Source organism: Nitratireductor kimnyeongensis (assembly GCF_019891395.1).
Classification (GTDB): Bacteria; Pseudomonadota; Alphaproteobacteria; order Rhizobiales; family Rhizobiaceae; genus Nitratireductor; species Nitratireductor kimnyeongensis.
This window is the reverse complement of sequence record NZ_CP078143.1, coordinates 2,416,091-2,440,781: the sequence shown is the minus strand read 5'-3', so window position 1 is coordinate 2,440,781 and position 24,691 is coordinate 2,416,091. Positions and strand designations below refer to the sequence as shown.

Here is a 24,691-nt window from a genome sequence, read left to right as displayed (position 1 = left end):
TGGATGGTGAAGCCGGTGCGAACCGGGCCTCCCTTCCCTCATGCACGACCATGCCTATAGTCATAGCATTGACCTTTCCGCACACAACTCTCTATTTTTGCACAAACGCGGTGCAAAAACGTACAGACTGATGCGGCCATTTTCCTGGGACGACCTCCAATACTTCCTCGCTGTCGCAAGGACGGGCCAGCTTTCGGCGGCTGCGCGCAAGCTGAGAACCAATCACGCCACGGTTTCGCGCCGCATCGACAGGCTGGAGCAGGCGCTGGGGACAAGGCTCTTCGAGCGCAATCCGCGCGGCTACCTGCTGACGGCGGCGGGTGAAAAGATGGTGGAGCGGGCCGAGGTGATCGAGCGCGAAGCCTCGCAGGTTCAGAGCGAGCTTGCCGGCGACGCGACCTCGGTCAGCGGCGTCGTGCGTATCAGCACGCTGGAAGGGTTCGGCAATTTCTTTCTTGCAGATCGCCTGCCCGACCTCGCCAGTTCCATGCCCTCTCTGTCGATCGAGCTTCTCATCATCCAGCAGATCGTCTCATTGTCACGCCGCGAGGCGGACATGTCGGTGACGCTTTCGACAAACAGGGCGGGTTCCCACCACTACGAGAAGATCAGCATGTACCGCCTGTTTCTGTATGGCACGCGCGACTATCTGGAAAAGCACCCGCCGGTGCGCCGCAGATCCGATTTGGCCTCCCATCGGATCATCGGCTACATTGAAGACATGATCTTCACGCCGGGCCTCGATTACCATCGGGAGATATTGCCGGGCGTCCGCGCCTTCTATCAGAGCTCCAGCATTCACGCGCAGCTTGCCGCCACGCGAAAAGGGCTGGGGCTGTGCGTGATGCCTAACTTCATGGCGCGGCATTACCCCGACCTTGTGCCGGTCATTCCGAAGGAAATTCATCTCGAACGCTATTACTGGTGCATCGCCCATCAGGACGTCGCGCACACGCCGCGCATCCGGATGCTGACGGACTTCATCAAGACCGAAGCGGAGGCCGCGAAGGACGATTTTCACGGCCAGAATCTTTTGACGTAAAACCACGTGGTTTTCCGGAAAACGAAAGCGTTTTACCCGAAATTCCGGAATTTCTGGGACTTTTCGGCAATTTTGTCGCAAGCTGAATTGTCACATGGCCATGCGGTCTTCATTCGATGAGACTGCGCCCCGAATTGGAGAGGCCGCGATGAAGAACGCCGAGTACAATCCCACCGACAATCCGATGCTGACCGGGGCCCTTGGCCGCTGCCCGCAATGCCAGAAGGGTCACATCTTCAAAGGCTATCTCCAGCTGGCGAAAAGCTGCGAAGTTTGCGGGCTCGACTACTCCTTCGCCGACCCGGCCGACGGTCCGGCCTTCTTTGCGATGACCATCGCCGCTGTTCCCGCGCTCGCCTTCGGGGTCTGGTTCCAGATGGCATTCGAACTGCCGCTTTGGGTCCACGTTTTCACGACCGTGCCGCTGACGATCCTGAGCTGCATGGCGCTTTTGCGCCCGCTCAAGGGCTGGCTCGTCTGCTCACAATATTTTCACAAGGCCGAGGAAGGCTCCATCGACCACGCCTGGCACAGCGAGGCGGCGGCTAAGAAAGCCGATCAGGCCTAGATCGTCATCGTCCATCCGGACGCACAAAGGACGATCTAGGTAGTCTATAGTTGGAGCATCTGAATAATCCGAAAACCGGATTCCACTCTTCGGTCCGATGCTCTAGACCGTCAGGCTCTCCGCCATCATCTCCTGAAGCGCGTCATAGGCGGCAATCACCGTCCGGGTCTGCGCTTCATGGGCGAGCCGGAAGGCATCGCCATAGACCGTCTCGTCCGGATACTCGGTGACGAGCGTCATCGGCGCGTCGTGACGATCCACTTCCGTGATGGTGATCGGAAAGCCGTTCAATACCTCGAACTGAAGCGCTCCGGCGTGGATTTCATAAAGCCTGATCTGCGCCGCATTGAAGGCGACCAGGTCCGGAATCTGCGCCAGTTCGACCGTTACCTTTTCAATGAGATGGCGCATGCGCTCGGCCCAGCCCGGCTTGTGACGCGCGACCAGGAAAAAGCCCTTCGGTACGGTCCACATCTCAAAACCGCGCGGAATGTAACCAGTCAGCGGTCGCGTCCATTCATGCGAGGGATAGCCGTGCAGATTGACGTGGAGCACGGCCTTCGTACGTGAATACGCTTCGCGGCGAATGCCTTTCTCATAAAGGGGTTCGGCTTCACGGTATTCCAGATCGTCGCCGAGCGCGGTGTAACGGGCGGCGTGGTGCATATGGTGCGGCTGGCTCTGGCACAGAGCATAATGAAGGGCATAACCGTCCGGATTTTCCAGCGGCGACACCGTGAAATGCGCGCCCTCGCGCTCAGAAAGAAGCGAAGCACCACGCAGCGCGCCTGCGACACCGGAAATCTCGTTGGGGTGCTGCCCACCGCTCAACAGGATCGGATGATCGGTTCCGCGCACATGGCGCGCCGGGACAGCGCGGCCGGAGCGCGAGGCCACCTCGAACGTCTCGCCGCCGATCTCTTCAAGCGTCTCGGCAATCATGGAGACGGAGAACGGCCCGACTGCTTCATGCAACGGCTGCGCCGGCCAAAGGGCGGGTTCGGTGGTGAGCCGCCGGGTTTCGACCTTGACGGTGGTTGCACCTTCGCCCGCGGCAATAACCGGGATGATCTGGCCGGGCTGGAGCCCGCGCGAACCGAGCTTGCGGCCCGACTTCTTCTGGAAGAGTTCAAGCAGCGAGAAATAGAAGTCCTCGTGCAGCGCTTCGTGCAAGCTGATCGCTTCCTCGCCAACCGGGAGGCGTGTGTCTGCGCCGGGCATGGAAACACGGACGTGAAGCGCGTCGAAAAATGGCTCGTCTTCACCCCATGGATGGGCATCGATGGCGGCCATCGTTTCATGAAACAGGCGCTCGAAATCGGTTGCGAGCGCTTCGTCAACAACGCGGCCATCCGGGTGACGCACGCGCAGCCAGCCGCAGGGCGAAAGAAGCCTTTTGCCAATGTGATCGTCGGCAAGCCGGTTGGGTGCGAAGACCGCATGGCGCGAAACGGAGCCGTCCGCCGCCGTGATCTCGACGCCATATTCGTGCGGGCCATCGACCGGAGCCGCGGTGAAAGCGATCTCGGCTTCACCCACCATGCCGGCAAGCGGATAAGCCTCCAGCAGGAAGCGCTGTTCGGCAGCGGCAGAGCTTACCGGATAGGTGACGGCGATGCGCCGCGAGGCGGGCGCGTCTTCCAGAAAGAAATGAACCAGCGGCTTGTAGGCGCTGTGCAGCCGCGCGGTCACGCCCGCTGCCGTGAAGCGTTTTTCGGCGCCGCGCCGCGCCGCCTCATCCTCGAAAAGCCAGGCCTCCAGCTCCGCGCCACGCCATGCCTCACTGGCGTAGTCGGCGAGCAGACGGTCGAGCGTGCGGTCAAAGGTCTTTTCGAAGATCGCGGTCATGTTTCTGTGCGTCCTGTTGGATCGAGGAGATCGCGCAGCCAGTCGCCAAGAAGGTTCAGGCCGAGCACGGTGAAGAGGATTGCAAGCCCCGGAAAGACGCTGACCCACCATGCGTTCTGCAGATAGGTGCGCCCATCGGCCAGCATTCCGCCCCAGCTCGGGATCGTCGGATCCACGCCGAGGCCGAGGAAGGTAAGCGAGCTTTCCAGAAGAATGTTGGTGGCGACGTTGAGTGTCATCAAGACGATGACCGGTCCGGCAAGGTTGGGCAGGAGGTGTTGGAAAAGGATCTTGAAATCCGGCACGCCGATGGCCTTGGCGGCATGAATGAACTCGCGGTCATTGAGCGACAGGACGGAGCCGCGCACAAGGCGGGCATACTGAACCCATTGCGAGACAATGAGCAGGATGATCGTGTTGGTGATGCCGCCGCCCACTATGGCGATGAAGGTGATGGCGAGCAGAATGAAGGGAAGCGCCAGCTGCACGTCGGCAAAGCGCATGACGAGCATGTCCCAGAAGCCGCGATAATAGCCCGAGATCAGCCCCATGACGACACCGACCACCACGGCGCCGGCAACGGAGGTGAAGCCGACCAGAAGCGAGATCTTTCCGCCGGTGATCACACGCGCCAGCACATCGCGGCCGAGCGGGTCGGTGCCCAGAATATGGGCCCAGTCGGTGAAGGGTTTTGTCAGGCGCGCGGTCAGATTGATCTGCTCGCCGCCATCGGGAAAGAGCAGTGGTGATAGCAGAACCAGAAGCGTCATCGTTCCGGCAAGCAGAATGCCGAGAATGAACTCGATGTTCTTGAAGTGACGCAAACGCGAAACAGCCTGTGCCATGATTGCGTCCTTTCCTATCGGTTGCGGATGCGCGGATCGACCAACCCATAGGCGATATCGACCAGCAGGTTGACACCGATGATAAGCAGCGAAAGCACGGTGATGACGGCTTGAAGGACCGGATAGTCACGACCGGAGACAGCATCGAAGGCGAGCGTGCCGAGGCCAGGCCAATTGAACACCCGCTCGATGACAACGATGCCTCCCAGAAGGCCACCGAACTGGAGGCCGAAATAGGTGATCAGTGGAATGGCGCAGTTTCTGAGCGCATGCTTGTAGAGCACCTTGGTTTCGCTCAGGCCTTTTGCACGGGCGACCTGAATATATTGCGAGCGCAGCGTCTCGAGCATGGCCGTGCGCACCAGCCGCACATTGGTGGCGGTGAGAATGACGCCCATGGTGACCGCCGGCATGATGAAGCTGGCAAACCCGCTCATGCCTGATGGCGGCAGCCATTGCAGCATGATCGAGAACACCAGAACCAGCATGATGGCGAGCCAGAAATTCGGGAAAGACAAACCGACCAGTGACAGGATTCGTATCACCTGATCGGCGGTCTTGCCCTTGTTGACTGCAGCGTGAATGCCAAGCGGAATGGAAATCGCGATGGAGACCAGCATGGACGAGAAGGCCAGCGCCAGCGTGGCAGGCAAAGCCTTGGAGATAAGCAGGGACACCGAGGTTCCACCAAGGAAGCTGCGGCCGAAATCGCCGACGAAAAGGCCTTTGATGAAATCCCAGTACTGGGAGATGAAGGGCTCGTTGAGGCCGAGCGCCTGACGGATATTCGCCAGATCCTCTTCCGTGACGCTGCCTGCACCCTGGGAGAGCATGAGTGCCGGATCACCGGTCAGCCGGATGGCGAACGACACCGTGAGGGTGACGACGAAAACGACGAACACCGCCTGCAGGATGCGTTTAAGAAGAAAACTGGCCACCAGAGCCTCCGGGATAGGTTTTGCGCGCTCGCGCAAAGTTCACGGGCTCGGGGGCGGCACGAGCCGCCCCCGACATTCATGTCCTGGGAGGACTATTCGACTTCAACCTCGTTGAGGCGCATGCGGCTGTCCGGCGGCGCGATGAAGTTCTTCACCCGCTTGTTGACGCCATAGAGCGCATTGAGGTTGTAGAGCGGCATTTCGAGCGCGCGATCGGCTGCGTAGGCTGCGATTTCCTGCAGCACTTTCTCGCGCGCGTCGACGTCGATCATCGGGCGCTGCGATTCCAGAAGCGCATCGAGCTCCTTGTCGCTGTCATACGGGTTCCAGCGCTCGCCCGTGTGGTACATCAGGTAAGCGGTGTTGTCGTAGTCGAGCGTCCAGCCGCCCCAGCTCTGTTGGAACATTTCGCCGGTCTTGCCCTGCGGGATAATGTCGTTGAGCAGGACATTGGTCTCATACGGCTTGATGGTGGCGTTGAGGCCGACCATCTGCAGGTAGCTGGCGACCGCCTGGGTGACTTCACCGAAGGTGGCGTCATTACCGCGAATGTCGATCTGGACCGGTGCGCCGGCAGCAACGCCCGCTTCCTTCAAAAGCTCCTTGGCCTTTGCCTGATCGAAGGGCAGCGGCTCCATCTCCGGGTCGTAACCGAAGGACAGTTCCGACTGGAAGGATGCGATCTGCTTGGCCTGTCCGCCGAGAACGGCGTCGATGATGGCCTTGCGGTCGACAGCCATGATCATCGCCTTGCGCACGCGCTCATCGGCGGTGATGCCGTTGCCGGTGTTGAAGCGCAGGGCATAGACCGTCGGGCTGGTGACGGAGCGGATTTCGAGCTTCTCATCCGCCTCGATGGTGGGAACCATGGAGATCGGGATGGTCGGCGGAATGACGATGTCGACACGACCGGCCTGCAGCTCGGCAACGGCGGTGGCCGGCTCCGAGATGAAGCGATACTCGACGGCGTCGAGCTTCGGTGCACCGCCCCAGTGATCGGCGAAGGCTTCAAGCTTCACGCCGACCTTCGGCTCGTAGGAGGTCATCTTGAACGGGCCGGTGCCAACGGGATTTGCGTTGACGAAATCTTCCTCGTTCTCGGTCACATATTTCGGCGGCACGATCATCGCGCCATAGCCTGCGAGCTTGGTGATCAGCACCGGATCGGGCTGAGCCAGAACCAGATCCACCGTGAAATCGTCAACGATCTCGACCTTTTCGATAACGGCATAATTGGACCGCTGCGGACCCTTCTTGCCTTCTTCGCCAAGCAGGCGGTCGAAGGTGAATTTCACGGCCTCGGCGTTGAAATCCTCGCCATTGTGGAACTTGACGCCTTCGCGCAGCGTGAAGCGGATGCGCTTGCCCTCGTCGAGCACGTCCCACTCGGTGGCCAGTGCGGGCACGATCTTCGTGTCGGGACCGCGATAGACCAGACCATCATAGATGTTGGTGGCGACGGACGACCAGTTCACCAGGAAGGTGTCGATGGGGTCCCAGCTTCCCGGATCCTGCGGAGAAGAAATGGTGAGCGTGCCTGCGGCCTGCGCCGGCATCGCGCCGAACGGCAGCGCCGCCAGCACGGCGGCCAGCAATGCGCCGCGTGTTTTGCCGAATGTCATGGAAAGTCCTCCGTTTCTTTTGCGTTTGTGTTCCAGTGATCAGCCCGTGGCGTCGCGTGCGACCAGATGATCGGGCGCAATCTCCACCAGAGGTTTGATTTCCGGCTCGTCGCCCACCCGGCGAACCGGGCTTGGAATTTCGCCTTCGAGCATGGGCCGGTCGGGCCGCTTTGTCGGGTCGGCGATGGGAACGGCCGAGAGCAGTTTTTTCGTGTAGGGATGCGTGGCGCGCTCGAAGACGGCTTCGCGGGAGCCCGCCTCCACGATCTGCCCCAGATAGAGCACGGCGACGCGGTGGCTGACCTTCTCGACCACGGCCATGTCGTGGCTGATGAAAAGGTAGGACAGGCCCTCGTCAGCCTGCAGCTCCATCAAGAGATTGATGATCTGCGCCTGCACCGACACGTCGAGCGCCGACAGCGCCTCATCGGCGATGATGAGCTTGGGCCGCGAGGCAAGTGCGCGGGCGATGCAGATGCGCTGGCGCTGGCCGCCGGAGAATTCATGCGGGTAGCGGCGGGCATGCTCGGCCTTGAGGCCGACGCGCTCAAGCAGTTCGTCCACACGCTTCTGCCGGGCGGCAGCGCCTTCGATCAGGCCATGCGTGACAATGGGCTCTGCGATGGAGAAGCCGACCGTGCGGCGCGGATCAAGCGAGGCGAACGGGTCCTGGAAGACATACTGCACCTTCTGGCGCAGGCTGTGACGCTCGGCCGACGACATGGCGGAAATGGCCTTGCCCTCGAAGAAGATTTCGCCGCCGGTCGCTTCCTGAAGCTGCTGGATGGTGCGGCCGATGGTGGATTTGCCGGAGCCGGATTCGCCGACCAGCGACAGGGTCTCGCCCGGCCAGATGTCGAGGCTGACCTTTTCCACCGCGTGAACGCGATGGGTGACGCCGCCGAAGAAGCCCTTCTTGATGTCGAAACGGGTTTCCAGGTTCTTCAGCGTGAGGATCGGGGACTGATCGTAGCGCGCGGTGTCTTGAAGATGCTCCTCGCCTACAAGACGCGGCGTTTCACCATCCATGATGGCGACTGGCAGGCGCTTGGGATATTTTTGACCTGTCATGGAACCGAGCGTGGGGACGGCGGACAGAAGGGTCTGCGTATAGGCATGCTTTGGGCTAGCGAAAACCTGTTCGACCGGGCCTTCCTCAACCTTCTGGCCGCGCCACATGACCACCACATCATCAGCCACTTCGGCCACCACGCCCATGTCGTGCGTGATGAAGATGACGGCCATGCCGAGCTTTTCCTGCAGGTCGCGGACGATGGACAGGATCTGCGCCTGAATGGTAACGTCGAGCGCGGTGGTGGGCTCGTCCGCGATCAGGAGTTTGGGCTTGCAGGCAAGCGCCATGGCGATCATCACGCGCTGGCGCATACCGCCGGAAAGCTGGTGCGGATAACGCGACAGAAGCGCGCGGGCATCCGGCAGACGCACCATTTCGAGCAAATCACCGGCCTGACGCAGCGCCTCTTTCTTCGAGACGCCTTCGTGCAGCATCAGCACTTCGGCAATCTGGTCGCCAATGGTGAAGACCGGGTTGAGCGAGGTCATCGGCTCCTGAAAGATCATGGCGATGTCCTTGCCACGAACCCGGCGCATTGTGTCGACCGACGCTTTGGCCAGATCCACCGGGCCGTTGCCGCCATCGAACAGGATCTCGCCACTGGCGATGGTGCCGTTCATGTGGTCGATCAGCCGCATGATGGAGAGCGAGGTGACCGATTTTCCGGACCCGGATTCGCCCACAATGGCCAGCGTGCGACCGGGAGCAACCTTAAAACTCAGATCATCGACGACGCGGTTCGAGCCGAAGGCGACGGCCAGCGAACGAATGTCCAGTAATGTGTCCTGTCCGAGCTGCGGCATAGAAACTCCAATCTGAAGGACAGGCCCAAAAACCCATTGAACCCGGCTGCGGCTGGCCCTAGTCTTTAGACCAGACTGTTGGGAGACGCATGGTTTCCGCGCATTCGTGAGCGGCCCTGCCGGCAAAAGAAAACATTTCCAAACATTTTGTCAATAAATTATCATTGAAGACGAGTGAAATTGGTTCTGCCCTCGCCTGATCCCTATTTTCGCGCGCGTGAAACGAGCGATAAAATCATCCTGCTCACATGGCTTGACAGTTTCGTTTCGCCAGCTAGGCTTAAGCCATAATAAGATTTTGGCATCTGGGCCTCGCCGGGAATATTGTTGTTCCCGCCGGGGCCCTTTGCGTTTTGGGGAACGAGTGTGAACACTTATTCGATCGGCGTTCTGTTTTCGCGATCCGGCGGCTATAGCCGCCCGGCGGAACAGGGCTATTTTGGTGCGCTGGCGGCAGTGACCGACATCAACGCCGATGAGAGCTACCCCTTCCGGCTTGAAGCCCACCACGCCGACCCGAAGGGCAATGCCGACCGCTATGCGGAACTCTGCCGCGACCTGATCCGCCAGACGGGCGCACAGCACATTGTCGGCTGCACCACCTCATGGAGCCGCAAGGAGGTGATCCCGGTCGTCGAAAAACTCGACGCCCTTCTATGGTATCCATGTGTCTATGAGGGCTTCGAGGTCTCGGAAAACCTCGTCTATATCGCCGCCTGCGCCAACCAGCAGCTCGTGCCGTTGCTCGATTATATCGTGCCACGCTTTGGCGCGCGGGGTTTCCTGGCGGGCGCGAACTATATCTGGGGGTGGGAAACCAATCGCATTGCGCGCGATGTGCTGACCCGCTCCGGCGGTAGCGTTCTGGGCGAACGCTACGTGCCTATCGGCGATCATGACATTGGGCATCTGATTGATGAAATCCGCGAAAAGCGTCCGGATTTCATCCTAAACAATCTGATCGGCAATTCCTCATACGCTTTCCTCGCCGCCTATCAGACGCTCGGGAAGGAAGATCCGGCTTTCCTGCCGGAAAACTGCCCGGTGGTAAGCTGCAATCTATGTGAGAACGAGACCACGCGGCTCGGCACCATCGCCGAGGGACAATACACCGTATCGAGCTATTTCCGGGCGCTGGCAAGCGAAGGGAATGACCGCTTTGCCGCCCGGATGAAAGCCGAGAACCCCACGCAGGTGGCGGACGCATTTTTTGTACAGGCCTATGCCGCCGTGGTGATGATTGCCGATGCAATCCGCCGCACCGGAAGCGACGATGCGCAGAGCGTTCTGGAAGCCGTGCGCGATCACGGGACGGCAACTCCGCTTGGCTCGCTGCGCGTCGACCCTGCGACCAATCACGTCAGTCTCCACGCTCATATCGGCCGCACCCGTGCCGATGGCGATTTCGAGATCGTGCACCATTGCCCGAGTGCTATCGCGCCGGACCCGTTCCTGACGGCAACGCCGCTTGACCGGCTCTATGCCAGCACCGCCGCCGATGCGCGGCAGCTGAGGGTGGTGCGATGAGCCCGGCCCTTGCCCATACACCCAATTTCGTCGGCTGGCGGGCGCTGATCCTGCATCGGCCGCACCAGAACGTGGATGCGCTGACCGCGCAATGCGCACGCATCGGCATCGCCGCTGAACAGGCCTGGCCGACGCTTGAAGATCAGGAGGCGATGCGGGACTTTAACGTGCTCCTGATCGATGCCGATATGGGCCATGACGAGCAATTTCCCTGGGCGCCAGGGCTTGCGCCGATGCCCATCATAGCGCTGATCGGCTCCGAAGCTCCAGGCCGCATTGCCTGGACGATCGGGCAAGGGGCGGATGCTCAGCTTCTGAAGCCGATCGGCAGCGCCGGGCTCTACAGTGCACTTGTCGTGGCAAGTCAGGCTTTTCTGCGGCGCACGGCCCAGACGGAAGAGATCGCCCGACTGAAGGATCAACTTGCCAAGAGACAGGTTGTGGCAGAGGCGACCGCCATCTTGATGCTGAAGCACAATTGTGATGCCGAAACCGCCTACAACCATCTTCGCAAGACCGCCATGGGTGAGCGTCGCTCCATCGAGAAGGCTGCCGCCGGCATCATTGCAAGCCTGGACACAAACGGACGGACGAATGTCACAAACGGTCGCTGAAAAAAACACCGGGACGCAGACGCCTTCGGTGATGGTGCGCCTTTTGCGGCGGCCGCTGGCGTTGACAGGCTTGATCATCATCGCGGTGGTGGTGCTAGCCGCAGTCTTCGCTCCGTGGCTTGCGCCTTACAATCCCTATGAGCAGTTCTTCGAGGGGCTGACCATCGAGGGTGCTCCGCTGCCACCCAATGCGCAGTTCTGGTTCGGCACCGATCTCGTTGGGCGCGATCTCTTCAGCCGCCTGATTTATGGTGCGCAGACATCCCTGATCATCGGCGTTGTGGCCAATGGCATCGCCGTGGTGATCGGCTCGGCGGTTGGCATTTCCGCTGGATACTTCCGCGGCTGGGTCGACACGGTGCTGATGCGATTCACAGATCTGATGATGGCTTTTCCGGCGCTGCTTCTGGCCATTGTTCTGGCAGCGATCTTCAGCCCCAGCCTGTGGATCGTGGCCATGGTGATCGCGATGGTGAACTGGGTGCAGATCGCCCGCGTGACCTATACCGAGACGCGCTCCATCGCCGAACGTGATTTCGTTGTGGCAGAGCGCGCCATGGGCGCAGGTGCGGGCCGCATCCTGTTCCGCCATATCCTGCCGCATCTTCTGTCAACCATCATCGTCTGGGCGACGCTCGGCATCGCCACCACAGTTCTCCTTGAAGCAACGCTTTCCTTCCTTGGCATCGGCGTTCAGCCGCCCATTCCCTCCTGGGGCAACATCATCTTCGAGAACCAGACCTATTTCACCTCCGCGCCCTGGCTCGTCTTCATTCCGGGTGTTGCCATTCTGGCGTTGGCACTGGGTTTCAACCTTGTGGGCGATGCGCTGCGCGACATTCTCGACCCGACACAGCAGGGGCGCCACTGATGCTTGCCTATGTCGCCCGCCGCCTGATCCAGACCGCGCTGATCCTGCTGGGCATCAGCTTCGTGACCTTCGTGCTGCTTTATCTCGTGCCGGCTGACCCGGCCCGCCAGATCGCCGGCCGCAGTGCAACGGCCGCGACGGTGGAGAACATCCGCGAACAGCTTGGGCTTAACCTGCCCTTCTATGAGCAATATCTGCGCTATCTCGGCGGACTTCTGAATGGCGATCTCGGCCGCTCCTATCTGCAAAAGACAGAGGTTTCCGAACTCATCGCCTCGCGGCTGCCCGCGAGCCTTCTCCTGATGGTGGGAGCAATCTTCTGCGAACTCGTGCTGGGCCTGACCATGGGCGTGGTGGCCGCGTTGAAACGCGGCTCGCGCACCGATGATACGCTGATGATTGCCTCTTTCGTGGGCGTGTCGGCCCCGCAATTCGTGATCGGCATTCTGCTGCTCTACGTGTTTGCAGTGAAATTCGGCTGGTTCCCGATCGGCGGCTACGGCACCTTCGCACATCTTGTCCTGCCCTCCATCACGCTCGGCTTCCTGGGGGCCGGCTGGTATTCGCGCATGATGCGCTCATCGCTGATCGACGTGCTCCGGCAGGATTATATCCGCACCGCCCGCGCCACCGGTGTGACCCGCGCAAAGGTGCTTTTCAAACATGCGCTGCCCAACGCCATCCTGCCCATCATCGCCATGATCGGCATCGACATCGGGCTCTTCATGTCGGGCATTGTGGTGGTGGAAAGCGTGTTCGGCTGGCCGGGCATCGGCCAGCTCGCCTGGCAGGCGATCCAGCGCGTCGACATTCCCATCATCATGGGCGTCACACTGGTTTCAGCCTGCGCCATCGTGCTCGGCAATCTTCTTGCCGATCTGATCACCCCGTTGATCGACCCGCGCATCAAGCTGCGCTGATGCAAGACCAACAAAATGTGCAGCACCAGAGAAAGGAACACTTGAGATGAGAAAACTGCTTCTGGCCGGCGTTGCCGCCGCTGCCCTTTCCACCTCCGCCATGCTTGCCCCTGCACTTGCAGAAGACATCAAGCAGGGCGGCTCCATGACCGTGACCTACAAGGATGATGTCTCCACGCTCGATCCGGCTATCGGCTATGACTGGCAGAACTGGTCGATGATCAAATCGCTGTTTGACGGGCTGATGGACTATGTGCCGGGCACGACCGAACTGCGCCCGGAGATCGCCGAATCCTACGAGATTTCCGACGACGGCACTGTCTTCACCTTCAAGCTGCGCGACGGCGTGAAATTCCACAATGGCCGCGATCTGACCGCCGGGGATGTGAAGTACTCCATCGAGCGCACGGTGAACCCGAAGACCCAGAGCCCGGGCGCAGGCTTCTTCGGTTCCATCAAGGGCTTTGAGGATGCCTCCAGCGGCGATGCGGATGGGCTCTCCGGCATCACCGTGGTGGACGACCACACCATCAAGTTCGAGCTCTCCCGCCCCGACGCGACCTTCCTGCATGTGCTGGCGCTGAACTTCGCCCATGTGGTGCCCAAGGAAGAGGTGGAGAAACACGGAGCTGATTTCGGCAAGCATCCGGTCGGTTCCGGCGCTTTCAAGCTCTCCGAATGGACGCTCGGCCAGCGCCTCGTGTTCGAGCGGTTCGAGGATTACTGGAACCCTGGCGTGCCGAAACTCGACCAGATCATCTTCGAGGTCGGACAGGAGCCGGTGGTTGCGCTTCTGCGCCTGCAAAATGGCGAAGTGGACGTACCGGGCGACGGCATTCCGCCGGCGAAGTTCATCGAGGTGAAGAACGACCCCAAATTCAAGGATCTGATCATTCAGGGCGGCCAGCTACACACCGGCTATGTGACCATGAATGTGAAGATGGAGCCCTTCGACAAACCGGAAGTGCGCAAGGCCGTGAACATGGCCATCAACAAGGACCGCATTCTGCGTATCATCAATGGCCGTGCTGTTGCCGCCAACCAACCTCTGCCGCCCTCCATGCCGGGCTATGCCAAGGATTACGAGGGCTATGCCTATGATCCGGAAGCGGCAAAGACGCTTCTGGCCGAGGCCGGGCTTGCCGACGGGTTCGAGACCGAGCTCTATGTGATGAACACCGACCCGCAGCCACGCATCGCGCAGGCAATTCAGCAGGATCTGAAGGCCATCGGCATCAACGCCTCGATCAAGTCACTGGCGCAGGCCAATGTGATCGCGGCAGGCGGCGAGGAAGATCAGGCTCCGATGATCTGGTCGGGCGGCATGGCATGGATTGCCGACTTCCCCGATCCGTCCAACTTCTACGGTCCGATCCTCGGCTGTGACGGCGCGGTGCCGGGCGGCTGGAACTGGGCCTGGTATTGTAACGAGGATCTCGATGCCATGGCCAAGGACGCCGATGCCATGGTCGACCCGGCCAAAGCCGGCGAGCGCGAGGTTATGTGGCGCGATATCTATCTGAAAGTGATGGAAGACGCGCCATGGGCGCCGATCTTCAACGAAGAGCGCTTCACCATCCGTTCCGAACGCATCGGCGGCGACGACAAGTTGTTCGTCGATCCGGTGCACATTCCCGTCCACTATGACGAGGTTTATGCCAAAGATGTGCAGTAACTGCGACTACACCATCCACGGGCGTCATCACCATTTCGGGTGGGATCATTCGATCCCGCCCGCAGAAAGGGTGACGCCGGGCTCAACGCTGGAATTTGAATGTCTGGATTCCGGCTCCGGCCATTTTTCACCCGACAGCACCGTGGATGACATCACCACGCTGGATTTCTCCAAGGTCAATCCGGTCAATGGCCCCATCTATGTGGATGGGGCCAAGCCCGGCGATGCGTTGAAGGTGGAAATCTTATCGTTCAAACCGTCCGGCTTCGGCTGGACGGCGAATATTCCCGGCTTCGGGCTTCTGGCGGACCAGTTCAAGGACCCGGCGCTGACGCTATGGAACTATGAAACGGCAAGCCTCGCGCCGGCTGCCTTCGGCGAACATGGCCGTGTTCCGCTCAAACCCTTCGCCGGAACCATCGGTCTGGCACCGGCGGAAGCGGGGCTGCATTCCGTGGTGCCACCGCGGCGCATGGGGGGCAATCTCGACATTCGCGATCTGGCAGCGGGCACCACGCTTTATCTGCCGGTCGAGGTGGAGGGCGCGCTGTTCTCCATCGGCGATACGCATGCTGCCCAGGGTGATGGCGAGGTGTGCGGCACCGCCATTGAGAGCCAGATGAATGTGGCGGTAAAGCTCGACGTGGTGAAGGATGCCAATCTTGCCATGCCGCGTTTCACCACACCGGGGCCGGTGACGCGGCATCTGGATGCGGAAGGCTATGAGGTGACGACGGGCATCGGTTCCGACCTCATGGAAGGAGCGCGCGCCGCCCTTTCCGGCATGATCGACCTTCTGTGCGCCACGCGCGGACTCTCGCCCGAGGACGCCTATATGCTGTGTTCGGTATGCGGCGACCTGCGCATCAGCGAGATCGTCGACCAGCCCAACTGGGTGATTTCGTTCTACTTCCCGCGCATCGTTTTCTCTTGAGAAGGGCCCCATGACCAAAGCGCGTGCCAAAGACATCACTTCAGCTACCGGCCTTCTGGAGGTGAGTGGGCTCACCGTGCAGGTGGCCACGCCAGCAGGCGCGCGCACGGTCGTCGACGATCTGTCCTTCACGCTGGAGAGCGGAAAGACACTGTGCATTGCGGGCGAGAGCGGTTCCGGCAAATCTATGACCGCGCTTTCCCTCATGCAGCTTTTGCCAAAACCCATGGCACGGGTTTCAGGCGGCACCGCCATGCTGGCGGGGCGGGACATTCTTGCCCTTCCGGAAACCGAAATGCGGCAGGTGCGTGGGCAGCATATCGGCATGATCTTTCAGGAGCCGATGACCTCGCTCAACCCGGTGCTTTCCATCGGCAAGCAGCTTTCCGGTGCGATTTCCGCCCATGGGGGACTTTCCGACAGTGCAATCCGCGCCCGCGCGCTGGAACTGCTGGATCAGGTGCAGATCCCCGAGCCGGCACGGCGCTTGAAACAATATCCGCATGAGCTTTCCGGCGGCATGCGCCAGCGTGTGGTCATCGCCATGGCGCTGGCCCAAAGCCCGCAGATCCTGATTGCCGACGAGCCCACCACAGCGCTCGACGTAACCGTGCAGGCACAGATACTGGCGCTGATCCGCAAGCTGCAGGCCGATCTCGGCATCTCTGTCATCATGATCACCCATGATATGGGCGTGGTGGCCGAGATGGCAGACGATGTGCTGGTGATGCAGCACGGGCGTATGGTGGAACACAGCCCTGCCAGCGTGATTTTCTCAGAACCGCGTCACCCTTATACCCAAGAGCTGCTCTCTGCAGTGCCAAGGCTGGGCGAGATGACCGGCACCACGGAGCCGAAGCGCGTGGCAGCGCGACCCGGAACCGGGCCGGATACGCCACTTGTTCCCGAACCTCTGGTTTCCGTGAAAGACCTGACCGTGCGCTTCGACATCAAGGGCGGCATCCTTCAGCGCCCGGTGCAACGTGTGCACGCAGTGGAAGGTGTTTCCTTCGACATCAGGCCGGGCGAGACGCTTTCGCTGGTGGGGGAATCGGGCTGCGGAAAGTCCACCACCGGCAAGGCGCTGTTGAACCTGATCCCGTGGAAGGGCGACATTCGCGTCGGCGGGCGTTCCACGCGCGGGCTTGCACCGCGCGCCATGCGGCCGGTGCTGCGCGATGTGCAGATGATCTTTCAGGACCCCTATGCCTCGCTCGATCCGCGCATGCGGGTGGGCGATCTGGTGGCTGAGCCACTGCAAATTCACGGGCTTGCAAGCGGCAGCGAGCTGGAAGACCGGGTTGCCTATCTCTTTAAGCGCGTCGGGCTTTCAACCGACCAAATGCGGCGCTATCCGCATGAATTCTCCGGCGGCCAGCGCCAGCGCATCTGCATCGCCCGCGCGCTTTCATTGTCGCCAAAACTGATCGTGGCGGATGAATCGGTAGCCGCACTCGACGTTTCAATTCAGGCGCAGGTGCTCGATCTGTTGCAGGACATCCAGAACGAGACGGGTATGTCCTATCTTTTCATCTCGCACGACATGGCCGTGGTGGAGCAGATCAGCCACCGCGTCGCGGTGATGTATATGGGGCGCTTCGTGGAGATGGGCGGCCGGGCGCAGATTTTCGAGAACCCGCAGCATGATTACACGAAAAAACTGATGGCGGCGGTACCGGTGGCCGATCCCTCACGCCCGCGCCGCGCCTTCATGGAAAGGGCCGAGGATTTGCCAAGCCCTGTGCATGAACTCGACCATGTGCCGCAGCAGCAGATCGCGCGCGACATTGGCGACGGGCACATGGTGTGGGAGGACCATGCTGGAAACGGTGCTTCCGGCCCAGCTCACCAGAGCTGAAGAAATCCGAACCAAAGAGCAAACGCAAAAAAGGCCGGGCGCTAACCCGACCTTCCTGATCATCTCAATACAGCGTGCCAGTACATCCGTGGTCACGCCGCAGAAATGAAAACTATGCAGCCTGCAGATTGTCTGCAGCGCTTTTGCCGGACCGACGGTCCTGAACAATGTCGAAGCTCAGCTTCTGGCCTTCCACGATGTTCTGCATGCCAGCACGCTCAACGGCAGAGATGTGGACGAAGACATCATTGTCGCCATTGTCAGGCGCGATGAAGCCAAAACCTTTGGTGGCGTTGAAGAACTTTACGGTACCAATAGTCATACGATTTTCCTTTCAAATCGTCATAGGGAATTGATGCTGGCAACTGCCGTGCATCAGAGAGTTCGAATTTGAGGGAAGATCGTAGGGGCGCTTGACAGCGCAAAAACAAAGTTCAACAGCAATTTCGATAGGCATCATTTAGCGGCAGATTGAGTCAAAAGCAAGGCTGGGTTGAACAAAAGAGCTTTCGGCGCAGCCCGGGTTATGCGGCAGGAACCGGAAGGCCCTTCATTGCGCTCGCCGAACGGCAAATCATGACTGAATCAAGTTGCCAGCATATCCCCTCGCCCGAATGACGGCGCCACATAAGCTAACGCCATAATCGCGAACGCCGCCCCCCAAGCACCTAAAACTATCTTGAAAAGAAGATCAGGCTCATCACCGTTCCGACCACGATAACCACCAACCGCACCACAGAAGCCGGGAGCGCGCGGGCCAACGGAGCGCCTGCATATCCGCCGATCGTGGACGCAACCATCATGACCAGCGCCTGCGGCCAGGCAACAATGCCGGCAACCGCGAAGGTGATCACGGAAATGGCCGAGAGGATGAAAGAAAGGCCGCTTTTCAGGCCGTTCATCGTGTTCAGATCGCGCATGCCCCAGAGCGAGAAGAGCGCCAACAGGACGATGCCCAGACCGCCATTGAAATAGCCGCCGTAGATCGAAATCAGAAGAGTGCTGAACCAGCCCTTCCCCGTTCCGCTGCCAAAACGGCGGGCGATGCTTTGAATCTTCGTACCGAAGGCGAAGGTGACCGTGGCGATGGCCAGCAGGAATGGGACAACGAGCGAGAATGCCTTGTTGGAGGACACAAGCAGGAGAAGCGAGCCGACCAACCCGCCAAGGGCCGTGAGGGCGGCAATGTGCACGAGACGGCGACGGTCGAAGGCAGCGATCTCGGATCGGAAACCAAGCGCGCCCCCTAGATAGCCGGGGAACACGGCGACAGCGCTGGTGGCGTTGGCAGAGACAATTGGAATACCTGCATAGACGAGAGCCGGGAAGGTCAGGAAGGTTCCTCCACCCGCCACGGTGTTCAACGTGCCCGCGAAGAAAGCTGCAACTGCCAGAATAAGATAATCTTCCATGCCGCTCCCGATTCCATGTGTTTGCCAGCGACGCACTAACCCAAAGGAATCAAAGGGCCAATGGCCTCTGCGCATCAGCGATTGGTGCAGGTGATCCAGTCTCCGGCAACGACACTGGGGTGCGTCACCGACATCTCTTCAACCTTTGTTGTGAATCTGACATTAGGGAAAGCGTGAAGGACTTTGAGCGCCGCGCCCAGGCCCGGCGCTCCTTAGCATGCTGGATGCCCCAATGGAGAATAGCCCTGAGATCAGCATGACCGGCTTGATCGGTCCGACCATTCTGCTCTTGTTTGCGTTTGGTTTCATGTGGGTTTGGTCGGTGGACAGGCGTCACCTGCATTCTGCCGTTCTCGCCGGCGCGTCCGCTCTGTTCGGTCTCGCCATGCTTTCCCAAGTTCTGCAATGGCCTACGGGAATCGGGCCGAATGCGCTCTTCTCCGGGTTTCTCTACACGCTGGCCGTGATGCTGGCGAGCGTGGGCATTTTACGTCGCGCCGGCAAAAGGCTCGGGTTCATCGCCGGAATAGCTCTCATCGCGGCGATCATGACGTCGTTGTGGTATTTCGCATATGTTCAGCCCAATCTGTTGGCGCGGATCTATGTGCAGAACTTCAGCTACGGTGCAGTTCTCCTCGTCGTGGCGCTGCGCATCTTGCCAACCCGCAAGACCGGCAGAGCCGACCATGTTCTCTTTTGGGTCCTGCTTGCCTTTGCTTTGCATTTCTTTCCGCGAACATTGCTGACGGCAAAAAGCTCTTTGCCAAAGCTGGCCATGGCTCCGGGCGATTCATTGTTCTGGCAAACGCTGCAACTTTCGCTGTCTGTCATGGGGGCTGCACTTGCCTTAACTGTCCTCGCCACTATCCTGACGGACGTAATGAATGCGTTGCGGCGGGATCGAGACCTGGATGGGCTGACCGGCGTGCTGAACCGTCGAGGCTTTGAAGAGCAGGCACGCCGCCATATGAAATCGCGGCGCAAAGCTCCGCTCTCTCTCATCGTCTGCGATCTCGATCATTTCAAACAGATCAACGACACGCTCGGCCATCACGGCGGAGACGCAGCACTCAGAGAATTCGGAGGTATGTTGCGGAAATGCGCGCGCTCGAGCGATATTGTCGGCCGGATCGGTGGTGAGGAGTTCGCGCTCCTTCTACCGCATACAGACATCGCGGGCGCCCGCGATCTCGCCGAACGATTGCGCCAAGCACTGTCATCGAAGATACATTCGATCCCCCGAAAGAATATCCAGCTTTCGGCAAGTTTCGGCATTGCGCTGAAGAATGCCGACGACGATCTCGCAACCCTGCTGATGCGGGCGGACCGTCATCTTTATAGCGCCAAGCAAGCTGGCCGCGATCGTATCATGTCCGACCCTCTGCAGGGTTCATATTGCAACGATCCAGGGGCTGTTCCCTCCAGCCCTGCATCGGGCATCTGATGGTATGGCTCGACCTCAGCGGCCGGTTTCGCCGACGGCAGCGAGCGTGCATTTCACAAAATCGCGCACGAAGGGATTCATGCTGTCTTCGCGCCAGGCGACAACCAGCGATACAGCTTTCGGAAGTTTCGGAAGCTCGCGGTAAACCACGTTTTCCATCGGCGTCATGACAACCCAGGCCGGGACAATGCCAACACCAATGCCGGCAGACGCCATGGCCACGACCGTCATCGTGTGGCTGACCTCCTGCACGACTTTCGGCACGAAACCCGCCTTGCGGCAGTGCTGCAGGACCACGTCCTGATAACTGACCCCGACAATGGAAGAATAGGTGATGAAGTTTTCGTCTCGCAGGTCTTCGACTTCCAGGCTCTTCCGTGTGGCAAGGGGCGATTCTGCCGGAAGCACGGCGACGAAGCCCTCGCGATAGATTTCCCGATAGGAAATGCCCGAGGCCGTTCGCGGAGGGCGAACGAAAGCCACATCCACCTTTCTATCCTTCAAGAGGGCAAGCTGCTCTTCCGTGGTATGGATCTGCATGTCCAGGAGGACCGAGGGGTTGCGACGGCTGAACTCACGCATCGCTTTCGACATGAAATTATAGAGCCCCACATAGACAGCGGCGATACGCAGACGGCCGGAAGAAAGTCCGCCCGCCGCCTGGGTCTCTCGAATTCCCTCTTCCAACGAGACCAGAACCTGCTGCGCCTTTTCAAACAGAACGCGACCGGCCGGTGTGAGCGTCACGCTGCGGGTGGTGCGGTCAAACAGCCTGACACCAAGACGTTCTTCCAACTGGCGTATCTGCAGGCTCAGCGGCGCCTGCGAGACACCCAGCATTTCGGCGGCCCTGCCGAAATGCAGCTCCTGCGCGACCCGCATGAAATAGCGTAGATGGCGAAACTCGATGGCGCCGAGTGACTGCATTGCAATGCCCGATTAATACCTAGAACAGAAAAATAGCGTCGATAAATATATTGGACAACCAATATTTACGCATGCTTCCGTTACTGAAAAAGAGAATGGGGACCATCGTGAAAGACCAAAAACCAATGGACCTGGTGCGTCCGCTGAGGATTGCGGTTGGCGTCCTGCTCACCATCGTCGTGGGCGTGACGCTGCTTCAGATTTTCCTGCGATATTTCTTCAATGCACCACTCGTGTGGAGCGAGGAACTCGCGAAGCTTCTGATCGTCTGGATTGCCTTCATCGGAGCGGCGGCAGTTTGCTGGGACGGCAGGCATCTCAATGTCGATGTGTTTTATCTGATGTTGCCCAAACGGTTGCGCACGATCGTGCGGTACATCAATGCGACCCTCTCTATCGGTTTTCTTGCAATTCTAGGGTGGACCAGTGTGAAGCTGGTGATCCTTGAAAACATGCAGGACCTCTCCGCCCTGCCGCTTCCTGCGGGCGTGGTGCGACTGGCTGCAACTGTCGGCGCCGCGTTGATGATCGCAGCGATCATCGGACGCATCGTCTATGTCCGACCAATGCACCGCCAGACCGATCCGGCCTATGGCCATGAAGATCCCATGTAATCCGCGGACCCCACAATGCTGACCATCTCGATTATCGGACTTCTCCTCGTCCTCCTGTTCATGGGGCTGCCGCTGGTGTTTTCCATCGGCATATCCTCCATGGTGTATTTCTTCTTTGCCGACATCAATCTGGCGCTTCTGACCCAGCGCATGACGGCCTCTATCAATTCCTTCCTCATTCTGGCGATCCCTTTCTTCTTTCTCGCCGGGGAACTGATGAATGCCTGCAAGCTGACCGACCGTATCATTGCCATGGCGAAGGCAATTGTCGGCCACATCCATGGCGGTCTTGCCCAGGTAAACATCTTTGCCAGCCTGATCTTTTCGGGAATGTCAGGTTCGCCCACCGCCGACACGACTGCGCTCGGCTCCGTGCTGATCCCCGCCATGAAGAAGGAAGGTTATCCCGCGCCGTTCTCCGCCGCGGTTACCGTAGCCTCCTCCATGGTGGGGCCAATGATCCCGCCGAGCGTCGCGCTCGTGATCTACGGTACGCTTGCCAACGTCTCGATCGGTCGCCTGCTTCTGGCGGGCATTCTGCCGGGCTTTGTGATCATCGGCACACAAATGCTGTTCACGTATTTTTATGCGCGCAAACGGGAATTCCCCCGCTATGAGCGCGCGACACTGCCGGAGCTTGCGGCCGCCATCAAGGGCGGCGGGCCGGCGATTCTCTTCCCGGTCATCATCGTGGCAGGCATACTGTTCGGCATATTCTCGCCCACCGAGGCGGCAGCCGTTGCGGTGCTTTATGGCCTGCTTCTCAGCCTATTCTACCGCAATGTGAAGGCCGCCGACATCTGGGGCGCGATCCAGAACACGGCGCTCGGAACGGCACGCATTCTTTCCATCATTGCGGTGGCGTCGGCCTTTTCGTGGATCATGGTGCGTGAGCAGGTGCCGCTGGCCATCGCCGATGGCATCTCCACCATCTCGGAGAATCCGGTGATCGCGCTCTTCGTGATCGTTGCCATGCTTCTCGGCGTCGGGCTTCTCATGGTCGCCTCCTCCGCCGAGATCGTTCTAACACCGATCCTCGTTCCGGTGATCCTTCAATTCGGCATCGATCCGGTGCATTTCGGCGTGTTGATGGTGTTCAGCCTGATCATCGGCGGCGCAACACCGCCTGTGGGTGTGCTGATGTTCATCGCACAGGACATCGCAAAGATCTCGCACGGCCAGATGGTGAAGGCGATGCTGCCATTCTACATCCCCCTTTTCACGGCGGTGGTGCTGCTGGTTCTGTTCCCGCAGATCAGCCTTTTCATTCCCAACCTCGTGTTCGGAAACTGAGCGTTCAATGACTTTGGAGTCTAAGCATCAATGAGTACCACGAAGAAGCACCTCCTGGAGGACATGACCTTTCTGGAATTCCAGGAGCGGATGGGTGAGGATCCGGTGATCCTCATCCCCCTTGGTTCGCAGGAAATCCAGGGGCCGATGGTGCCGATGGGCGACTTCATGCTGACCCGTGAAATCGCCAGCCGCGTGGCAGAGAAAAGTGGAGCCATTGCGGCACCCACCATGCCCTTTGGCTATGCGGAATATTTCCGCTCGGTGCCGGGAGGAATTGCGCTTTCGGCCGATGCGTTCCGCGCCACGCTACGCGACATGCTCGACAATTTTCTCGACCATGGGCTCACGAAGCTTGTGATCGTCAACGGCCACAGTGGCAATGCACCGCTGATCGATCAGGTCATACGCGCGGTCCGCCGCGAGCATGATGTACTGGTCCCCTGTATCAATCTATGGCGTTCCATTCCCGATCCACTCTGGCAAGAGGTCCATGGCGAATTCGGCAAGAAGGCGTTTGCGCATGGGGGCGATCCGATTACCTCGGTCTATCTGCACCTCTTCCCGGATCTCACCCGCATGGATGCCGTGAAAATCGATGCCCAGTTCGGAAAGATGATCGACCTGCCCACCGCCGGACTTGCCGCGGTGCGCTTTCAAGGTACGGAGATTGGTCTCCCGATTAATGTGGACGATCACTGCTCCAACGGGATTGCCGGAGGTGACGCCTCACGGTCTTCGGCCGACAAGGGCGCCCGTTTCGTCGATCACCTCGTGACGTTTTGCTCCGACTTCGTCGAGCACATGCGGTCCGTTTCTTCATCCACAAAAGCGAAATCAAAAGGGGAGTTTGCAGCATGAAGATGAAAGCACTCGCAGTCAGCGCCGTTCTTCTGGCGACAGCCAGCGTACAGGCGGAGGAAATCCGCTATGCGCTTTGGGCTCAGCCGGGTGAAGCGCAGTATGAAGGCGCGATGGAATTCAAACGCGTTGTGGAGGAAAACTCCGATCATACGGTGACGATTTTCCCGGGTGACCAGTTGGGCACCCCGCGTGAGGTTTACGCGCAGATGGCGCTCGGCTCGACGCAAATGCTGGCAAGTGGCGACCCCGGCCTCAAGGAAATCGAATATCTCGCCCTGCCCTATCTCATGAACGGCATCGACAACTACAAGAAGGTGCTCGATACGGATTTCGGCAAGGAATGGAACGAGCGTCTGACGGCTGAACGTCAGGTGCGAATGCTCGGCTTCATGCCCCGCAGCCCGCGCCAAATCAGCGCCAACGTCGTCATCAACTCCATGGATGATCTCAACGGTCTAAAGCTGCGCGCGCCGGAACGCGACTACTACGTGGAATCGCTGCGGGCCCTGGGCGCCAACCCCACTCCGATGGCCTTCGCAGAAGTTTACACCGCCTTGCAGACGGGCATCGTTGACGGGCAGGAAAACCCGATCGAAACGATCTATGCGCAGAAATTCTACGAAGTGCAGAAGGGCGTGGCGATGGTCGATTACATCAACAAGCCCGCTTATGTGGTCATCAGCGATCAGTTCTGGCAGGGGCTTTCAGAGGAAGAGCAGGCACTTCTTCGGCAGGCGAACGATGCCTCGACTGCAAAGGTCAACGAGCTGATGCCGGACCAGACCAAGAAGTACATCGCCGAGATGGAATCGGCCGGCGTAACGGTCACCCACCCCGACAAGGCGCCATTCATGGAAGCCACGCAATCCGTGCGTGACAACCTTGGCAAGGGTGTGTGGGGCGAAGACGTCTACAAGCAGATCGTCGAAATCGGCAAGGAATAGCCGATCCCCTGACGACAACTGCCGGCGTGGTCCTGACAGGCTGCGCCGGCCAT

22 protein-coding genes are annotated in these 24,691 nt (G+C 59.8%); 14 read left to right on the top strand and 8 right to left on the bottom strand.

Going from position 1 to position 24,691, the window contains the following annotated elements; genetic code table 11:
• Nucleotides 1-130: 130 nt before the first annotated feature.
• Nucleotides 131-1,042 carry a LysR family transcriptional regulator gene (locus KW403_RS11585; protein ID WP_223019637.1) on the top strand — a complete coding sequence of 304 codons (912 nt, stop codon included), beginning with the start codon at nucleotides 131-133 and terminating at the stop codon, nucleotides 1,040-1,042.
• Nucleotides 1,043-1,190: 148 nt separating this feature from the next.
• Nucleotides 1,191-1,610, top strand: a complete 420-nt coding sequence (locus KW403_RS11580) for a DUF983 domain-containing protein (protein WP_223019636.1) — start codon at nucleotides 1,191-1,193, stop codon at nucleotides 1,608-1,610.
• 102 nt (nucleotides 1,611-1,712) lie between these two features.
• Here KW403_RS11580 and KW403_RS11575 read toward each other — a convergent pair whose 3' ends face one another.
• The 5 genes from KW403_RS11575 to KW403_RS11555 all read right to left on the bottom strand — a co-directional run bounded on the left by KW403_RS11575 (nucleotide 1,713) and on the right by KW403_RS11555 (nucleotide 8,741).
• Nucleotides 1,713-3,458 carry a M14 family metallopeptidase gene (locus KW403_RS11575; RefSeq protein ID WP_223019635.1) on the bottom strand — a complete coding sequence of 582 codons (1,746 nt, stop codon included), beginning with the start codon at nucleotides 3,456-3,458 and terminating at the stop codon, nucleotides 1,713-1,715.
• Nucleotides 3,455-4,303 carry an ABC transporter permease gene (locus KW403_RS11570; RefSeq protein WP_065816482.1) on the bottom strand — a complete coding sequence of 283 codons (849 nt, stop codon included), beginning with the start codon at nucleotides 4,301-4,303 and terminating at the stop codon, nucleotides 3,455-3,457. The genes KW403_RS11575 and KW403_RS11570 overlap by 4 nt, the downstream gene beginning before the upstream one ends.
• A gap of 14 nt (nucleotides 4,304-4,317) precedes the next feature.
• Nucleotides 4,318-5,241 (bottom strand): ABC transporter permease, encoded by a 924-nt coding sequence (locus tag KW403_RS11565; protein ID WP_223019634.1) that lies wholly within the window; start codon nucleotides 5,239-5,241, stop codon nucleotides 4,318-4,320.
• A 92-nt stretch (nucleotides 5,242-5,333) separates the two neighbouring features.
• A complete protein-coding gene (locus KW403_RS11560; protein WP_223019633.1) occupies nucleotides 5,334-6,863 on the bottom strand; it encodes an ABC transporter substrate-binding protein in 1,530 nt (509 codons plus the stop codon).
• Nucleotides 6,864-6,902: 39 nt separating this feature from the next.
• On the bottom strand, nucleotides 6,903-8,741 hold the full coding sequence (locus KW403_RS11555; protein ID WP_223019632.1) for an ABC transporter ATP-binding protein: 1,839 nt from the start codon (nucleotides 8,739-8,741) through the stop codon (nucleotides 6,903-6,905).
• Between the two features lie 366 nt (nucleotides 8,742-9,107).
• Here KW403_RS11555 and KW403_RS11550 point away from each other — a divergent pair, with 366 nt between their 5' ends.
• Genes KW403_RS11550 through KW403_RS11520 form a run of 7 tightly spaced genes read left to right on the top strand, consistent with a single transcriptional unit; the run spans nucleotide 9,108 to nucleotide 17,140 of the window.
• Nucleotides 9,108-10,268 (top strand): transporter substrate-binding domain-containing protein, encoded by a 1,161-nt coding sequence (locus KW403_RS11550; RefSeq protein ID WP_223019631.1) that lies wholly within the window; start codon nucleotides 9,108-9,110, stop codon nucleotides 10,266-10,268.
• Entirely contained in the window at nucleotides 10,265-10,882 is a 618-nt protein-coding gene (locus KW403_RS11545; protein WP_223019630.1) for an ANTAR domain-containing response regulator, read from the top strand. Before KW403_RS11550 ends, KW403_RS11545 begins: the two co-directional genes overlap by 4 nt.
• The gene (locus tag KW403_RS11540; protein WP_223019629.1) at nucleotides 10,863-11,753 is read left to right on the top strand and encodes an ABC transporter permease; all 891 of its coding nucleotides are present in this window, start codon (nucleotides 10,863-10,865) and stop codon (nucleotides 11,751-11,753) included. The genes KW403_RS11545 and KW403_RS11540 overlap by 20 nt, the downstream gene beginning before the upstream one ends.
• Nucleotides 11,753-12,673, top strand: coding sequence for an ABC transporter permease (locus KW403_RS11535; RefSeq protein WP_223019628.1), 921 nt, complete (start codon nucleotides 11,753-11,755; stop codon nucleotides 12,671-12,673). Before KW403_RS11540 ends, KW403_RS11535 begins: the two co-directional genes overlap by 1 nt.
• Nucleotides 12,674-12,719: 46 nt before the next feature.
• Complete coding sequence (locus tag KW403_RS11530) at nucleotides 12,720-14,348, top strand: ABC transporter substrate-binding protein (protein ID WP_223019627.1); 1,629 nt, start codon at nucleotides 12,720-12,722, stop codon at nucleotides 14,346-14,348.
• Entirely contained in the window at nucleotides 14,338-15,282 is a 945-nt protein-coding gene (locus KW403_RS11525) for an acetamidase/formamidase family protein (protein ID WP_223019626.1), read from the top strand. Before KW403_RS11530 ends, KW403_RS11525 begins: the two co-directional genes overlap by 11 nt.
• A gap of 10 nt (nucleotides 15,283-15,292) precedes the next feature.
• The gene (locus tag KW403_RS11520) at nucleotides 15,293-17,140 is read left to right on the top strand and encodes an ABC transporter ATP-binding protein (RefSeq protein ID WP_223019625.1); all 1,848 of its coding nucleotides are present in this window, start codon (nucleotides 15,293-15,295) and stop codon (nucleotides 17,138-17,140) included.
• Nucleotides 17,141-17,252: 112 nt separating this feature from the next.
• On the opposite strand, the gene KW403_RS11515 is transcribed toward KW403_RS11520, so the two are convergent.
• Both KW403_RS11515 and KW403_RS11510 read right to left on the bottom strand, forming a co-directional pair.
• Nucleotides 17,253-17,462 carry a cold-shock protein gene (locus KW403_RS11515; RefSeq protein WP_223019624.1) on the bottom strand — a complete coding sequence of 70 codons (210 nt, stop codon included), beginning with the start codon at nucleotides 17,460-17,462 and terminating at the stop codon, nucleotides 17,253-17,255.
• A 352-nt stretch (nucleotides 17,463-17,814) separates the two neighbouring features.
• A complete protein-coding gene (locus tag KW403_RS11510; RefSeq protein WP_223019623.1) occupies nucleotides 17,815-18,552 on the bottom strand; it encodes a sulfite exporter TauE/SafE family protein in 738 nt (245 codons plus the stop codon).
• Between the two features lie 466 nt (nucleotides 18,553-19,018).
• Between KW403_RS11510 and KW403_RS11505 the strand changes: the two genes are divergently transcribed.
• Entirely contained in the window at nucleotides 19,019-19,996 is a 978-nt protein-coding gene (locus KW403_RS11505) for a GGDEF domain-containing protein (protein ID WP_246637758.1), read from the top strand.
• 15 nt (nucleotides 19,997-20,011) lie between these two features.
• On the opposite strand, the gene KW403_RS11500 is transcribed toward KW403_RS11505, so the two are convergent.
• Entirely contained in the window at nucleotides 20,012-20,923 is a 912-nt protein-coding gene (locus tag KW403_RS11500; RefSeq protein ID WP_223019621.1) for a LysR substrate-binding domain-containing protein, read from the bottom strand.
• Nucleotides 20,924-21,030: 107 nt separating this feature from the next.
• Here KW403_RS11500 and KW403_RS11495 point away from each other — a divergent pair, with 107 nt between their 5' ends.
• From KW403_RS11495 to KW403_RS11480, 4 genes are read left to right on the top strand one after another with little or no spacing between them, the layout of a single operon-like run.
• Nucleotides 21,031-21,537 (top strand): TRAP transporter small permease, encoded by a 507-nt coding sequence (locus KW403_RS11495; RefSeq protein WP_223019620.1) that lies wholly within the window; start codon nucleotides 21,031-21,033, stop codon nucleotides 21,535-21,537.
• Between the two features lie 15 nt (nucleotides 21,538-21,552).
• Nucleotides 21,553-22,830 carry a TRAP transporter large permease gene (locus KW403_RS11490; RefSeq protein WP_223019619.1) on the top strand — a complete coding sequence of 426 codons (1,278 nt, stop codon included), beginning with the start codon at nucleotides 21,553-21,555 and terminating at the stop codon, nucleotides 22,828-22,830.
• A 30-nt stretch (nucleotides 22,831-22,860) separates the two neighbouring features.
• Nucleotides 22,861-23,691, top strand: coding sequence for a creatininase family protein (locus KW403_RS11485; protein WP_223019618.1), 831 nt, complete (start codon nucleotides 22,861-22,863; stop codon nucleotides 23,689-23,691).
• A complete protein-coding gene (locus KW403_RS11480) occupies nucleotides 23,688-24,638 on the top strand; it encodes a TRAP transporter substrate-binding protein (protein WP_223019617.1) in 951 nt (316 codons plus the stop codon). Before KW403_RS11485 ends, KW403_RS11480 begins: the two co-directional genes overlap by 4 nt.
• The last annotated feature ends 53 nt before the right edge of the window (nucleotides 24,639-24,691 follow it).